General features: G+C 31.7%; 16 protein-coding genes and 1 rRNA gene. All 17 read left to right on the top strand.

Annotated features, from left to right (window positions below):
- The first annotated feature begins 26 nt into the window (after positions 1–26).
- Complete coding sequence (locus ACH5BH_RS07595; RefSeq protein ID WP_404305316.1) at positions 27–449, top strand: F0F1 ATP synthase subunit B family protein; 423 nt, start codon at positions 27–29, stop codon at positions 447–449.
- Positions 450–463: 14 nt separating this feature from the next.
- Complete coding sequence (locus tag ACH5BH_RS07590) at positions 464–982, top strand: F0F1 ATP synthase subunit B (RefSeq protein ID WP_404305314.1); 519 nt, start codon at positions 464–466, stop codon at positions 980–982.
- A complete protein-coding gene (locus ACH5BH_RS07585; RefSeq protein WP_404305312.1) occupies positions 982–1,512 on the top strand; it encodes a F0F1 ATP synthase subunit delta in 531 nt (176 codons plus the stop codon). The genes ACH5BH_RS07590 and ACH5BH_RS07585 overlap by 1 nt, the downstream gene beginning before the upstream one ends.
- A 21-nt stretch (positions 1,513–1,533) precedes the next feature.
- Positions 1,534–3,051 (top strand): F0F1 ATP synthase subunit alpha, encoded by a 1,518-nt coding sequence (gene atpA / locus ACH5BH_RS07580; protein WP_404305310.1) that lies wholly within the window; start codon positions 1,534–1,536, stop codon positions 3,049–3,051.
- Positions 3,052–3,061: 10 nt separating this feature from the next.
- Positions 3,062–3,946, top strand: a complete 885-nt coding sequence (gene atpG, locus ACH5BH_RS07575) for an ATP synthase F1 subunit gamma (RefSeq protein ID WP_404305308.1) — start codon at positions 3,062–3,064, stop codon at positions 3,944–3,946.
- An 18-nt stretch (positions 3,947–3,964) separates the two neighbouring features.
- The gene (gene atpD / locus ACH5BH_RS07570; protein WP_404305306.1) at positions 3,965–5,359 is read left to right on the top strand and encodes a F0F1 ATP synthase subunit beta; all 1,395 of its coding nucleotides are present in this window, start codon (positions 3,965–3,967) and stop codon (positions 5,357–5,359) included.
- Between the two features lie 17 nt (positions 5,360–5,376).
- On the top strand, positions 5,377–5,754 hold the full coding sequence (atpC, locus tag ACH5BH_RS07565) for an ATP synthase F1 subunit epsilon (RefSeq protein ID WP_404305304.1): 378 nt from the start codon (positions 5,377–5,379) through the stop codon (positions 5,752–5,754).
- 6 nt (positions 5,755–5,760) lie between these two features.
- Positions 5,761–6,321 carry a MotA/TolQ/ExbB proton channel family protein gene (locus ACH5BH_RS07560; RefSeq protein ID WP_404305302.1) on the top strand — a complete coding sequence of 187 codons (561 nt, stop codon included), beginning with the start codon at positions 5,761–5,763 and terminating at the stop codon, positions 6,319–6,321.
- 2 nt (positions 6,322–6,323) lie between these two features.
- Entirely contained in the window at positions 6,324–6,716 is a 393-nt protein-coding gene (locus ACH5BH_RS07555; protein WP_404305300.1) for an ExbD/TolR family protein, read from the top strand.
- A 3-nt stretch (positions 6,717–6,719) separates the two neighbouring features.
- Positions 6,720–7,454, top strand: a complete 735-nt coding sequence (locus ACH5BH_RS07550; RefSeq protein ID WP_404305298.1) for a TonB C-terminal domain-containing protein — start codon at positions 6,720–6,722, stop codon at positions 7,452–7,454.
- A gap of 3 nt (positions 7,455–7,457) precedes the next feature.
- Positions 7,458–8,729: a Tol-Pal system protein TolB gene (gene tolB / locus ACH5BH_RS07545; RefSeq protein WP_423297952.1), complete on the top strand. Its 1,272-nt coding sequence runs from the start codon at positions 7,458–7,460 to the stop codon at positions 8,727–8,729.
- Positions 8,730–8,797: 68 nt separating this feature from the next.
- Positions 8,798–9,352 (top strand): OmpA family protein, encoded by a 555-nt coding sequence (locus ACH5BH_RS07540; RefSeq protein WP_404305294.1) that lies wholly within the window; start codon positions 8,798–8,800, stop codon positions 9,350–9,352.
- A gap of 4 nt (positions 9,353–9,356) precedes the next feature.
- On the top strand, positions 9,357–10,358 hold the full coding sequence (locus tag ACH5BH_RS07535; protein ID WP_423297951.1) for a tetratricopeptide repeat protein: 1,002 nt from the start codon (positions 9,357–9,359) through the stop codon (positions 10,356–10,358).
- A 19-nt stretch (positions 10,359–10,377) separates the two neighbouring features.
- A complete protein-coding gene (locus ACH5BH_RS07530) occupies positions 10,378–10,905 on the top strand; it encodes an FKBP-type peptidyl-prolyl cis-trans isomerase (protein ID WP_404305290.1) in 528 nt (175 codons plus the stop codon).
- A 177-nt stretch (positions 10,906–11,082) separates the two neighbouring features.
- Positions 11,083–12,012, top strand: coding sequence for an ACP S-malonyltransferase (gene fabD, locus ACH5BH_RS07525; protein ID WP_404305288.1), 930 nt, complete (start codon positions 11,083–11,085; stop codon positions 12,010–12,012).
- Positions 12,005–12,700, top strand: a complete 696-nt coding sequence (locus ACH5BH_RS07520; RefSeq protein ID WP_423297950.1) for a 5'-methylthioadenosine/adenosylhomocysteine nucleosidase — start codon at positions 12,005–12,007, stop codon at positions 12,698–12,700. The genes fabD and ACH5BH_RS07520 overlap by 8 nt, the downstream gene beginning before the upstream one ends.
- Positions 12,701–13,184: 484 nt before the next feature.
- Positions 13,185–14,699: ribosomal RNA gene (locus tag ACH5BH_RS07515) — 16S ribosomal RNA — on the top strand.
- Positions 14,700–14,767 lie beyond the last annotated feature (68 nt).

The following is a 14,767-nucleotide window of genomic DNA, read 5'->3' as shown; positions in this document are numbered from 1 at the left end:
AAACTGTAAAAAATATGGAGGAATGAATGTTAGACATAAGTCCTGTATTATTGCTTAGCTCTGGTATCATCTTTCTTTTAGTTGTTGCTAGGCTAAACAGCTGTCTGTTCAAGCCTTTACTAAAGCACATGGATGATAGAGCAGAATCTATTAAAAAAGATTTAGAAGATGCAAAATCAAACGGTGCAGATGTAGATGGTATGATCGCTGAAGCAAATAAAGTAATTGCAGATGCGAAAAAAGAAGCAGCTGCTATTAGAGAACAAGCTTATAAGGAAGCAAAAGAGAGTGCTGATGCAAAACTTGCTAGCGCTAAGTCTAATTTGGAAGCAAAATCTGCAGAATTTGCTAAGAATTTGGAAGAGGAAACTAAAGCATTAAAAGATTCTTTAGTATCGTCAATGCCTCAATTCAATGAGAGCTTAAAAGCTAAGCTTAGCTCAATTTAATTAGGAAAAATGATATGAAGAAACTTTTAGTACTTGGTGTAGCTGCTTTAGCTCCACTTTCATTATTTGCTGCTGCTGGTGCGGAAACTGATTACGATATCGTACAGAGAACCGTTAACTTTATAATTTTTGCTGGAATTTTATGGTATTTACTTGCTGATAAAATTAAAGCATTTTTTGCTGATAGAACTCTATCTATTCAAGCAGAGCTTGACAAAGTACAAGATACTTTAAAAGCGTCTGAAGATAAAGTAAATGAGGCTCAAAAACAACTTGATGATGCAAAAAAACTTGCAGCTGAAATTGTTGAAAACGCAAAAGCTGATATTGATTCAGTTAAAGAAAAAGTTGCTGTTGCAGTTAATTCTGATATCACTAATTTAGAAAAAAATCTAGAAGAAATGATTAAAGTTGAAACATCAAAAGCAAAAAGAGAAGTTGTTGCAGAAGTTCTTGAAGAGCTATTAAAATCAGATAATATTAAACTTTCTCAAGATGAGTTAGCTAATATTGTTCTAAAGAAGGTAGCATAATGAATGATCTAATAGCAAAAAGATATGTAAAAGCGTTAGTTGATGGTAGAGATAGTAAAACTATTAAAGCATTAAGTGCTAACTTAAATACTATTTCAACAGCTTATGCTGATGAAAAGTTTAATTCTATTGTTTCTTCTCCTGAAGTAAGTGATAGTAAAAAAGTAGAGTTAGTATTATCATTAGTTAAAAAAACTGATGAAACTTTAACTAACTTCGTGAAATTACTTGGTGAAAAAAGAAGACTTACTTTATTACCAGATATTGCAGCTGAACTTGATGTTCAAATTGCAAAATTAAATAATGAGTATGTTGGTGTTGTTTATACAAACCAAGAACTTTCAAAAGAATATGTTTCTTCAATTGAAGAACAATTTAGTAAAAAATTTGATGTTAACTTATCATTATCTCAAAATGTTTGTGATTATGATGGTATTAAAGTAGATATTGATGGACTTGGGGTTGAAATCTCTTTCTCGAAAGATAGATTAAAATCTCAAATGATTGATCATATTTTAAAAGCAGTTTAGAACTTATAAAGGAGAAATTGAATGGGTGCAAAAATTCAAGCTGATGAAATCAGTTCTATAATTAAAGAGAGAATTGATAACTTTGAATTAAATGTAGATGTAAATGAAACTGGAAAGATCATCTCTTTTGCAGATGGTGTTGCTCAAGTTTACGGTCTAAAAAATGTAATGGCTGGTGAGATTGTAGAGTTTGAAAATGGCGAAAAAGGTGTTGCTTTAAACTTAGAAGAATCTTCTGTGGGTGTTGTTGTACTTGGTAAAGGTGAAGGATTAAGAGAAGGAACTTCTTGTAAAAGACTTGGAAAATTACTTGAAACACCAGTTGGACCTAATATGGTTGGAAGAGTTGTAAATGCACTTGGTGAACCAATTGATGGTAAAGGTGCTATAGAAGCTGCTGAAACAAGATTTGTTGAAGAAAAAGCTCCAGGAATCATGGCAAGAAAATCTGTACATGAGCCATTACAAACTGGTATTAAAGCAATTGATGCACTAGTTCCAATCGGAAGAGGTCAAAGAGAGCTTATTATTGGTGATAGACAAACTGGTAAGACTACAGTTGCTGTTGATACAATTCTTAACCAAAAAGATCAAGATGTAAAATGTATTTATGTTGCAATTGGTCAAAAAGCATCTACTATTGCTGCTATTGTTAGAACATTAGAAGAAGCTGGTGCAATGGAATATACTACTATTGTAAATGCAGGTGCTGCTGATTCTTCAGCATTACAATTCTTAGCTCCTTATACAGGTGTTACAATTGGTGAGTATTTTAGAGATAATGGTCAACATGCATTAATCGTATATGATGATTTAACTAAGCACGCAGTTGCATATAGAGAAATGTCATTATTATTAAGAAGACCTCCAGGTAGAGAGGCATTCCCAGGGGATGTATTCTATCTACACTCAAGATTATTAGAAAGAGCTGCTAAAATGTCAGATGAGAAGGGTGCTGGTTCTATGACTGCATTACCAATCATTGAAACACAAGCAGGTGACGTTGCGGCATATATTCCAACAAACGTTATTTCTATTACAGACGGACAAATTTTCTTAGAAACTAACCTTTTCAATTCAGGTATTAGACCGGCAATTAACGTTGGTTTATCAGTATCAAGAGTTGGTGGTGCTGCACAAATTAAAGCTACTAAGCAAGTTGCTGGTACTTTAAAATTATCATTAGCACAGTTTAGAGAGTTAGAAGCGTTTGCTCAATTCGCATCAGACCTAGATGAGTCAACAAGAAAAGAACTTGAACTTGGTCAAAGAATGGTTGAAGTATTAAAACAAGGTGTTAATGCTCCATTAGTAATTGAAAAACAAATTGTAATTATTTATGCAGGTACAAAAGGTTATTTAAATGATGTTGCTGTTGGTGATGTTGTTAGATTTGAAGCTGAATTACATGCATTCTTTGAACAAAAATACTCTAATATCTTAGAGGCAATTAAAGCTAAGAAAAAAATTGATGATGAGACTGAAGCTGAGTTAAAAGCTGCTTTAGAAGAGTTTAAAACAGTATTTAGTGCAAACTAAGGATTAGTTAATGGCTAACTTAAAAGAAATTAAATTACAAATTGGTAGTGTAAAAAATACTCAGAAAACAACTAAAGCTATGAAGCTTGTATCTTCTGCGAAACTTACTAGAACTAGACAATTGTCTGAGCAAGCTAAAAGTTACGCAAATAAGATAAATGATGTACTTTCTGATATTGCTGCTAGAGTTAGCAAAGTTCAAGATGAAGGAAATATCGGTAGAGCATTTGTTCCAAATGATAACCCAAAAACAGTTGATATTGTTTTTGTTACTGCTGACAAAGGACTTTGTGGTGGTTTTAATATGGCAACAATTAAAACTGTTAGTAAAATTAAAGCTGAGCAAGAAGCAAAAGGTGCTACAGTTAGATTAAGAGCTGTTGGAAGAAAGGGAATTGATTTCTTTAACTTCCAAGGTGTAGAATTAGACCAAACAGTTAATGACCTTTCTTCTGCTCCTGATTATGACAGAGCGGCTGATTTTATTAAAGATGTTGTAGAAGACTTTAAAAATGAGAAAACAGATAAAGTTATTGTTGTTTATAATGGATTCTTAAACATGCTTACTCAGGAAATTAGAGTAAGAGAATTGTTACCAATTAGCTTAGAGAATGTTGAATCAAGTGATACAGAATCTATGTTAGATATTGAGCCAGATGATGATGAAGAAGTGTTAGATGAATTAACAGGTAAATATATTGATTTCAATATGTATTACGGTTTAATTGATTCTTTAGCTGCTGAACATTCTGCAAGAATGCAAGCAATGGAAGCTGCAACAAAGAATGCAAAAGAAAAAGTTGATTCTTTAACAGTTGAATATAATAAAGCTAGACAAGCTGCAATTACAACAGAGCTGATAGAAATTATCAGTGGTGTTGAATCGTTAAAATAATTTAAAGGAGCTACCCGTATGAAAGGTAAAATTATTCAGGTAATGGGTCCTGTTGTTGATGTTGAATTCGACGGATACTTACCAGAAATTAATGAAGCTATTGAAGTTACATTAGCAGATGCTAATGCTGATAGATTAGTATTAGAAGTTGCTGCACACATTGGTGATAGTAGAGTTAGAACTATTGCAATGGATATGACTGAAGGTTTAACAAGAGGTCAAGAGTGTACTGCTACAGGAGGACCAATTAAGGTTCCTGTTGGTGAAGATGTTTTAGGAAGAATCTTTAACGTTATTGGTGACCCTGTTGATGAAGGTGAAGCAATTTCAGAAGATGCTCCAAGATGGTCTATTCATAGATCTGCTCCTTCTTTTGAAGAGCAATCAACTAAAACAGAAATGTTTGAAACTGGTATCAAAGTAGTTGACTTATTAGCACCATATTCAAAAGGTGGTAAAGTTGGACTATTCGGTGGTGCTGGTGTTGGTAAAACAGTTATTATCATGGAATTAATCCATAATGTTGCGTTCAAACACTCTGGTTATTCAGTATTTGCTGGTGTTGGTGAGAGAACAAGAGAAGGTAATGACCTTTATTACGAAATGAAAGACTCTAACGTACTTGACAAAGTTGCATTATGTTATGGTCAAATGAGTGAGCCTCCAGGTGCAAGAAATAGAATTGCATTAACTGGTCTTACTATGGCTGAGTACTTTAGAGATGAAAAAGGTCTTGACGTACTAATGTTCGTTGATAACATCTTTAGATTTGCACAATCAGGTTCTGAGATGTCAGCTTTATTAGGAAGAATTCCTTCAGCTGTTGGTTACCAACCAACACTTGCTTCAGAAATGGGTAAATTACAAGAGAGAATTACTTCAACTAATAAAGGTTCAATTACTTCTGTTCAAGCTGTATATGTACCTGCGGATGACTTAACAGATCCAGCTCCTGCTTCTGTATTCGCTCACTTAGATGCAACTACAGTACTTAACAGAAAAATTGCTGAAAAAGGTATTTACCCAGCAGTTGATCCATTAGACTCTACTTCAAGAATCTTAAGTGCAGACGTTATAGGTCAAGAGCATTATGATGTTGCAAGAGGTGTTCAATCAGTTCTTCAAAAATACAAAGATTTACAAGATATTATTGCAATTCTTGGTATGGATGAGTTATCTGAAGAAGATAAACTTGTTGTTGCAAGAGCAAGAAAAATTGAGAGATTCTTATCTCAACCATTCTTCGTAGCAGAGGTATTTACAGGTTCTCCTGGTAAATATGTTGAATTAAAAGATACTATTGCTGGATTTAAAGGGATTTTAGAAGGTAAATATGATGATATCCCTGAAATGGCGTTCTATATGGTTGGTGGAATGGATGAGGCTTTAGCAAAAGCTGAAAATATGAAATAATAACCATAAGGTATAACATGGATACAATTAAACTATCAATCGTTAGTCCAAACGGTGAGATATTTAATGATGATGTTAAAACTGTAACTCTTCCCGGAAAAGAGGGAGAGTTCGGTGTTTTAGCAGGTCATGCATCATTAGTTTCATCTTTAACTGTTGGAGTAATCGTAATTGAAAAAGACGACTCTACTGAAGCTGTTGCTATTAACTGGGGACATGTTAAAGTAGATGAAAAATCTGTAGATGTTTTAGTAGATGGAGCAATCGCATTAACTCAAGGTGCTGATTCTGAAATCTCTAAAAATATAGATGCTGCAAAAGAATTAGTTAATTCTGTTAAAGATTCTAACGTTTCTGTTGCTGCAGTTGAAGCAAAAATTAATTCATTTGCATAATAGCTTATGACAAACACAATACTAAATTATTTGGCAAATAGTAGTGCTATAACTTATATAGTTTTAGCACTATTGTCATTGTACTTATTTATTACTTTTTGGATTTTTATTTATAGATATGTTTCTTTAAAAGGCTTAATAATTAATGAAGAAAAATCCCTTGAATCTTTAACTTCAAGAGATGCTACATTTTCTCCTTTTTCGTCTTTAAATAAATGTTCAAATAATAGTTCTTCAAGAGAATTACTTCATGCTTGTGAAATTAATATTATTAAAGAAGCAAGTGCTGGTATTTCTTGGTTAGCAATTATTTCTTCAACATCTCCATTTATTGGTTTATTTGGTACTGTTGTTGGAATCCTTGAGTCATTTGCTAAATTTTCAGGACATTCAAAAGTTGGATTCTCTTTAATTGCACCTGCTATTTCAGAAGCACTTGTTGCAACTGCTGCTGGAATTTTTGTGGCTATTTTTGCTTATACATTCCATCAAGTGTTAACTAGAAAAGTATATGAATTAAATACTTATATTAAGGCACAAGCTGAAATTTTAATTGCTAAAGGTTAATTTTGTACGATTTTAACCAAAAACCTGATTTAAACATAACACCTTTAGTTGATATTATGTTAGTTCTTCTAGCTATATTAATGGTAACTGCACCTGTAATAGAGTTTGAAGAACCTGTTAATCTTCCTAAAGGAAGTAAATCAAAACAAATTCAAGATTTTAAAAAGATTAATATTTTTATTACTAAAGATAGAATTGTGAAAATTAATAAGCAAAAAACTATTCGTATTGAAGAATTTGCTGATAATTTTTTATTGTTTTCAAATGGAAAAGATCAGAAAACTCCAATTCATATTAGAGCTGATAAAGACTTGATTTATAATGATGTTATATTTATATTGAAATCTGTAAAAGAAGCAGGGTTTTATAAAGTCTCATTAGTCACTGATGGTTAATTTATGCAAAAGAAATCATTTTTATTTATTTCAGGAATAATCTCTTTTTTTATTTATATTTTTATTTGCTTTATTTTTATTTACTATATAGTAAGTCCAAAAACTAAAACTTTTAATATTAAAACTAAGCAAACAGTTATTCAATTAGATATGATAATTGAAAAAAGTAATAAAAAAAGAGTTGCTAAAAAAGAAAAAATAAAAGAAAATAAACCTAAAAAAGATGTTGATAAATCAGCATCTATTTCAAATAAAAAAAGGCCTGATTTAAAATCTCTATTTGGTAATGTTAAAACAAAAGATATAAAAGTTAAGAAAGAAGAAGTAAATAATGTTAAAAAATCTGTTGATCCAAAAAGGTTTAAAGCAAAATTTGAAAGAGAAAAAAAATCATCAAATGTAAAAATAGATAAAATTTTAGATGATAAACTTACAACTACAAATGTTAGTTCAAAAAATTTAAGTAAAAATGATGAGAGTGATGAATATTTTTCAAAAATTAATGAAATGCTTTCAGTATGGACTCCTACAACAAGAGAAGAAAATTTAATTGCTACAATTATTATTAATATTTCACCTAGTGGAGAATTTAGTTATAGATTTATAAAATTTTCTGAAAATATCAGCTTTGATCAATCTTTAAAAGCTTTTTTAGAAGAACAAAAAAGTATAATATATCCTAAACCTAAAAAAGGTAAAACTGTTACAATCAGTGTTAACTTTAGATCAGAAGGATAATATATGAAAAAAATTTTAGCTTTAATTTTTATTTTAACAACTTTTTTATTTGCACAAATAGATGCAAACTTAGAAATTATAAAAAAAACTAAAACGCTACCTAGTATAGCAGTTAATATTGCTAGTGATTCAGCTGAAATTGCTACATTAAGTAAAATAAAAGAAATATTAGTAAAAGATTTTATAATTAGTGGTCATTTTGATGTTGCTTTATCAAATAATGAACTTAAATTTGAAGATGAACCTGATGTTATTAGATTAGCTAATGAGAGTTTAGACTTATATCTTAGTCTTAGTGCAAAAAAGAACTTAGATGGTTCATATACTCTTTTTACAAAACTTTATGATATTAATGCAAAAACATTGACTTTACAAAAGAGTTATACTACTTTAAAAGAGAATAGATATCCATTTTTGGCACATAGAACAGCAATTAGTGTAAATGATCATTTTAAAGCTCCAAGTATTTCATGGATGGATAAATTTGTAGTATTTTCAAATTATGTAGGAAGTAAAAAAGCTAATATAATGATAGGTGATTATACTTTAACTTATAAAAAAACTATTATTAGAGGAGGTTTAAATGTTTTTCCTAAATGGGCAGATCCAAAACAAAAATCTATTTACTACACTTCTTATAATTACGAAAAACCTACATTAGTTAAGCTAAATATATATACACAACAAAAAAATGTAATTATGCAATCTGATGGTATGATTGTTGCTTCTGATGTAAGTAAAGATGGCTCAAAAGTTTTAATTACTGCTTCCCCAAATAACCAACCTGATATTTATTTATATAATACATTGAGTAAAAAAGCAAAACAAGTTACAAATTATAGTGGTATTGATGTGGGTGCACAATTTATTGATGATGAATCTAGAATGGTATTTATTTCTGATAGATTAGGTTATCCTAATGTTTTTGCTAAATCTTTTAATTCAAGGGGTGTTGAAAGATTAGTTTACCATAGTAGAAATAATTCTTCTGCTACTTCTTATAAAGATAATATTGTTTATGTTAGTAGAGAAAATGAAAATGAATTTGCAGACAGGACATTTAATTTATATTTAATGTCAACAAAATCAGATAATTTGAAAAGATTAACTTCAAGTGGAATTAATCAATTTCCTAAGTTTTCTCAAAATGGAGAATCTTTGTTATTTATAAAAAATTTAAATGGACAAAGTTCAGTAGGAATTATAAGGCTCAATTTTAATAAATCGTATCTTTTCCCACTATATAATGGGAAAATACAATCTATTGATTGGTAACGAATAATGATTAATTAAGTTTTGATTTTGTAAAATCAAAGTAAATTTTTAATTCTAAGGACAAATTTATGAAAAAAATTAGCATTTACTCTTTCTTAATTGCATCTGTTTTATTTACAGGTTGTAGTGAAAAAAATGTAGACATGAATGTAAATAATGAACCTGAACAAAATTCAGAAACAGTGTTAAATACAATTCCTGATACAAATGTAGAACAAGTAATGGACGGTAGCTTTTCAATGATTGAAAAAGCAGAAAATGGTGCTTACTACATGATTAATGGGAAAAAAGTATTTATTGAAAACATTTATTTTGGATTTGATAAGTATAATTTAACTGCTGATATGAAAGAAAAAGCAATGTCTAATGCTTCTAAATTATCTGCTTTAAATTCATCAACTACAATCAAAGTAACTGGTAACACAGATGAATGGGGAACTGATGAATATAACTATGCATTAGGTTTAAAAAGAGCAAAATCTGTAAAAAATGTATTAGAAAACAATGGTGTTGAAGCAAATATTGCTTTAGTAACATTAGGTGAAAGTAATCCTGTTTGTTCTGAGAAGAATAAAAATTGTTGGTCAAAAAATAGAAGAGTTGAACATACTCTAGTTAAATAATTCTATGAATAAATATCTTGCATCTTTTTTGATCACAGTTTCAATAGCAGGAGCCCAAGAGGTTTCTGTTTTTGGAGCAGGTGATTTAAATTCAAAAAATCCATACGGTCTTAACTCTGCTGAGAAACATATATTAAAGAATCAAAAAAAATTAAATAGCATTAATTCTAAGATTAATGATGTTAATTTACTTATTGATTCTTTAAAGAAAAGATTAGAAGGTCTAGAGTCTATTTATGAAGGAGATTCATCAAAGCTTAATGCAACTGTATTAAGAATGAATGAACTAATGAAAAAAGTAGAAATGTCTTCTGAATTAGCTTCTAAAAATAGTACTGAAACAGCAGAAATAAAATCAGTTTCTGAACAACTTTTAACAATGAAAGAAGAAACTGATAAAGAAGTTAGAGCTAGTATTGTTACTCTAAAAAAAGCAGTTTCAAAAATATCAAAACTTGTTAACAAAATAAACAAAGAGTATGTTTCTGCAAGTGAACTTAGAAAAAATATGGATCAATTTATTACTCGTGCAGAATTTGAAAATTTAAAGAAAGCTCTAGGCGTTTCAAATTCTTCAAAGGTAATAGAAGAAGTTTCTAAGAAAACTTCAAAAAGTGAAAACTCTTCAAAAAAATTATCAACAGCCCAAAAAGCTAAGATAATGAAGGAAGCAAAAGAGCAATATTCTAAAAAATATTTTAAATATGCTATTCCCAAATTTGAAAAGTTAATTTCATTAAATTATAAACCTGCTGAAAGTAATTATTACTTAGGTGAAATGTGGTATGTAAGAAAGAAATATGATCTTGCAATAAGTCATTTTAAAAAATCTGCTATTCTAAATGATAAAGCAGCTTATATGCCATCATTATTATTGCACAGTGCTATTTCATTTGAACACATAGGAAATAAAGAAAATGCAAAAAGTTTTTATAGTACTTTAATTGATCTTTATCCAAATTCAAATGAGAAAAAAATAGCTCAAAAAAATTTAAATAAATTATAAATCTTAATAAGGAAAAAATATGTCAAAAGTTATTGGTATTGAATATACTTTAAAAGACGCTAACAGTGGTGAACAATTAGACACTAATGTTGGGCAAGCTCCTTTAGAATTTATTGCTGGAAAAGGTCAAATTATTCCAGGATTAGAATCTAAATTAGTAGAAATGGCTGAAAATGATAAAGCAGATGTTTTAGTTGAAGCAAAAGATGGGTACGGTGAGTACAATGAAGAAGCAATACAAGTTTTACCAAAAGAGCAATTTGCTGGTATTGAATTAACAGAAGGAATGTCTTTATACGGAACTGGTGAAAATGGTGAGACTGTACAAGTTGTAGTTAAATCTTTCACTGATTCTGATGTTACTATTGATTATAATCACCCAATGGCTGGAAAAACTTTAATGTTCTCAGTATTAGTTACTTCAATGAGAGCTGCTACAGAAGAAGAAATGCAAACAGGTGTTGTTGGTGGTATGGCTGCAATGAGTGGTGGATGTTGTGGTGGTGGAAGCCAGCAACAATCTACTGGTGGTTGTGGTTGTAATTAATAGTTGCTAGGTTAGCAAAATATTCTACAAGTTTAACTTGTAAATTGATTATAACAAATCATTTCTTGCCCAAGTGTTTTTTACGCTTGGGCAAAACTATTTCTTAAGGTTTGTTTTTTATAAACTTTAACAAATAGTTTTTATAAACTAATTATTTTAAATAAAAAGGTATTTACAATGAAAAAAGTTGCTTTTATTTTTCCAGGACAAGGAAGTCAAAGTATTGGAATGGGAAAAGATTTCTTTGAAAATAGTGATATTGCAAAAGATATGATTTCAAAAGCTAGTGAAAGATTAGGAGTTAATTTTGAAGAGCTTTTATTTGAAGAGAATGACAACTTAGGTAAAACTGAATATACACAACCTGCAATTTTATTAGTAAGTTCAATTGCCAATGCGATTTTTAAAGAAAATTGTGATATTAAACCAGAATTTGTTTTAGGACATTCTCTTGGAGAATTTTCAGCATTAGTTAGTGCGGGAGCAATTGATTATTTAGACGCTATTGAATTAGTACATAGAAGAGGTTTATTTATGACTGAAGCTTGTTCTGGTGGAGGTGCTGGAATGATGGCTTTAGTTGGTTTAGATGATAGTATAGTTGAAAATATTTGTGAAGAACAAAGAAAAGCAGGTAAACAAATATGGCCTGCGAACTATAATATGGATGGACAATTAGTTTTAGCAGGAATTAAATCTGATTTAGAAAGTTTAGTAGATACTTTCAAAGAAGCAGGTGCAAAAAGAGCTATTGTATTAGATATGTCTGTTGCAAGTCATTGTGAATTATTAGAAAGTGCTGTTGAGAATTTAAAACCATATTTAGAAGAATATTTAAAAGATGAATTTTCTCCTGTTGTTTCAAATGTTACTACAGAAGTTTATACTACAAAAGATGAAGCAATAGAACTTCTGGCTTCACAACTTGTTAAACCAGTAAAATATAAGCAGTCAATTTTAGCTCATAAAAATGTTGATGCCTTTATAGAATTTGGAAATGGAATAGTATTAAAAGGATTAAATAGAAAAATTGTTAAAGTAGTACCTACTTTAAATGTAAGTGATATGAAGTCTTTAGAAAAGACAATTGAGGATTTAAATGACTAAAATTGCAATTATGGGAGCTATGGAAGAAGAAATAGAACCTCTTTTAGCTCATTTTGAAAATGTAAATATTGTAGAGTTTGCTGATAATAAATATTATGAAGTAAACTATAAAGGTATAGATATAGTTATTGCTTATTCTAAAATAGGAAAAGTTTTTGCAAGTTTAACAGCTGCAACAATGATTGAAAAATTTGGATGTAATGCACTTCTTTTTTCTGGTGTTGCAGGAGGGATTAACCCTGAATTAAAAATAGGTGATTTAATAATTGCTGATAAATTATGTCAACATGACTTAGACATTACTGCATTTGGACATCCAAATGGATACGTTCCAGGGGGAAGTGTTTTTGTTGAGACATCTGAAAAACTAAGAACTATTGCTAAAAAAGTAGCTAAAGAAAATGATTTAAGAGTTATAGAAGGTACAATTGCTACAGGTGATCAATTTGTACATTCAAATGATCGAAAAGAATTTATAGAAACTACTTTTAAAGCTGATGCCTTAGAAATGGAAGGGGCAAGTGTTGCAGTTGTATGTGATGCATTAAATATTCCTTTCTTTGTATTAAGAGCTATTTCTGATACAGCAGACGGTGGAGCTGATATTGATTTTGATGAGTTTTTAAAATCATCAGCAGTTAACTCTGCAAATTATATGATAAAAATTGTTGATAAGTTAATAGACTAGTTATCAATAATCCCATAACCAATCTTAAAAATATTGGTTATGGACTCTTATTTTTTTCTTTAGTAATAATAACCTTTCAGCATATAATCTTTAACAAACAAAAAAAAGTTAAATAAAAACCAAAAAGAGAAGTAAAAACCCAATAAAAGCATAGTAAAAAGCAGAAAAAAAGACAAAAGGATTACAAATTGAGCAATTTAAGTTAATATTTAGGAAAACTTCTTGACAAAGGGAAGAAATTTGTCTATAATTCCCGTCCAATTTCAGAGGAACGACACAAAGTTCTAAAGAGATTAAGATCTTTAAAAACGAAGGTTAATAAGAAGTAATTTTTATAAACCGAATATAGAATAAACGATATAAAAACAAGAAGAACAATTCTTGTCTATTTAAGTTTTTTACAATCAAAAGATTATAAAAACATTTTGAGTGATAGTTTTGTTAATGTAACAATTAATAAAAATTGTCAGTTTCAGATTTTTCAATTATGGAGAGTTTGATCCTGGCTCAGAGTGAACGCTGGCGGCGTGCTTAACACATGCAAGTCGAACGAGAACGGAACTAGCTTGCTAGTTTGTCAGCTAAGTGGCGCACGGGTGAGTAATATATAGGTAATGTGCCCTAGAGAAGAGGATAACAGTTGGAAACGACTGCTAAGACTCTATATGCCTTTAAGACAGAAGTCTGCAAGGGAAATATTTATAGCTCTAGGATCGGCCTGTACGGTATCAGTTAGTTGGTGAGGTAATGGCTCACCAAGACAATGACGCCTAACTGGTTTGAGAGGATGATCAGTCACACTGGAACTGAGACACGGTCCAGACTCCTACGGGAGGCAGCAGTGGGGAATATTGCACAATGGGGGAAACCCTGATGCAGCAACGCCGCGTGGAGGATGACACATTTCGGTGCGTAAACTCCTTTTATATAGGAAGATAATGACGGTACTATATGAATAAGCGCCGGCTAACTCCGTGCCAGCAGCCGCGGTAATACGGAGGGCGCAAGCGTTACTCGGAATCACTGGGCGTAAAGAGCGTGTAGGCGGGTGAATAAGTTTGAAGTGAAATCCTATAGCTCAACTATAGAACTGCTTTGAAAACTGTTCACCTAGAATATGGGAGAGGTAGATGGAATTTCTGGTGTAGGGGTAAAATCCGTAGAGATCAGAAGGAATACCGATTGCGAAGGCGATCTACTGGAACATTATTGACGCTGAGACGCGAAAGCGTGGGGAGCAAACAGGATTAGATACCCTGGTAGTCCACGCCCTAAACGATGTACACTAGTTGTTGTGAGGCTAGACCTTGCAGTAATGCAGTAAACACATTAAGTGTACCGCCTGGGGAGTACGGTCGCAAGATTAAAACTCAAAGGAATAGACGGGGACCCGCACAAGCGGTGGAGCATGTGGTTTAATTCGACGATACGCGAAGAACCTTACCTGGACTTGACATAGTAAGAACTTTTAAGAGATTAGAAGGTGTCTGCTTGCAGAAGCTTATATACAGGTGCTGCACGGCTGTCGTCAGCTCGTGTCGTGAGATGTTGGGTTAAGTCCCGCAACGAGCGCAACCCTCGTGTTTAGTTGCTAACAGTTCGGCTGAGAACTCTAAACAGACTGCCTGGGTAACCAGGAGGAAGGTGAGGACGACGTCAAGTCATCATGGCCCTTACGTCCAGGGCTACACACGTGCTACAATGGGGTATACAAAGAGCAGCGATACGGTGACGTGGAGCAAATCTCAAAAATATCTCCCAGTTCGGATAGTAGTCTGCAACTCGACTACTTGAAGTTGGAATCGCTAGTAATCGTAGATCAGCAATGCTACGGTGAATACGTTCCCGGGTCTTGTACTCACCGCCCGTCACACCATGGGAGTTGAACTCATTCGAAGCGGGGATGCTAAGATAGCTACCCTCCACAGTGGATTCAGCGACTGGGGTGAAGTCGTAACAAGGTAACCGTAGGAGAACCTGCGGTTGGATCACCTCCTTTCAGAGAAGAGAGAAGTTATTCGATTAACTTCTCCAAAGCTATCAAAGATAGCAAAAAAAGGGTATATC

Origin of the sequence: Arcobacter rhizosphaerae, from assembly GCF_049472155.1 — a bacterium.
Classification (GTDB): Bacteria; Campylobacterota; Campylobacteria; order Campylobacterales; family Arcobacteraceae; genus Arcobacter_B.
The sequence above is the reverse complement of the archived record's forward strand: the minus strand, read 5'-3'. Positions and strand labels throughout refer to the sequence as shown.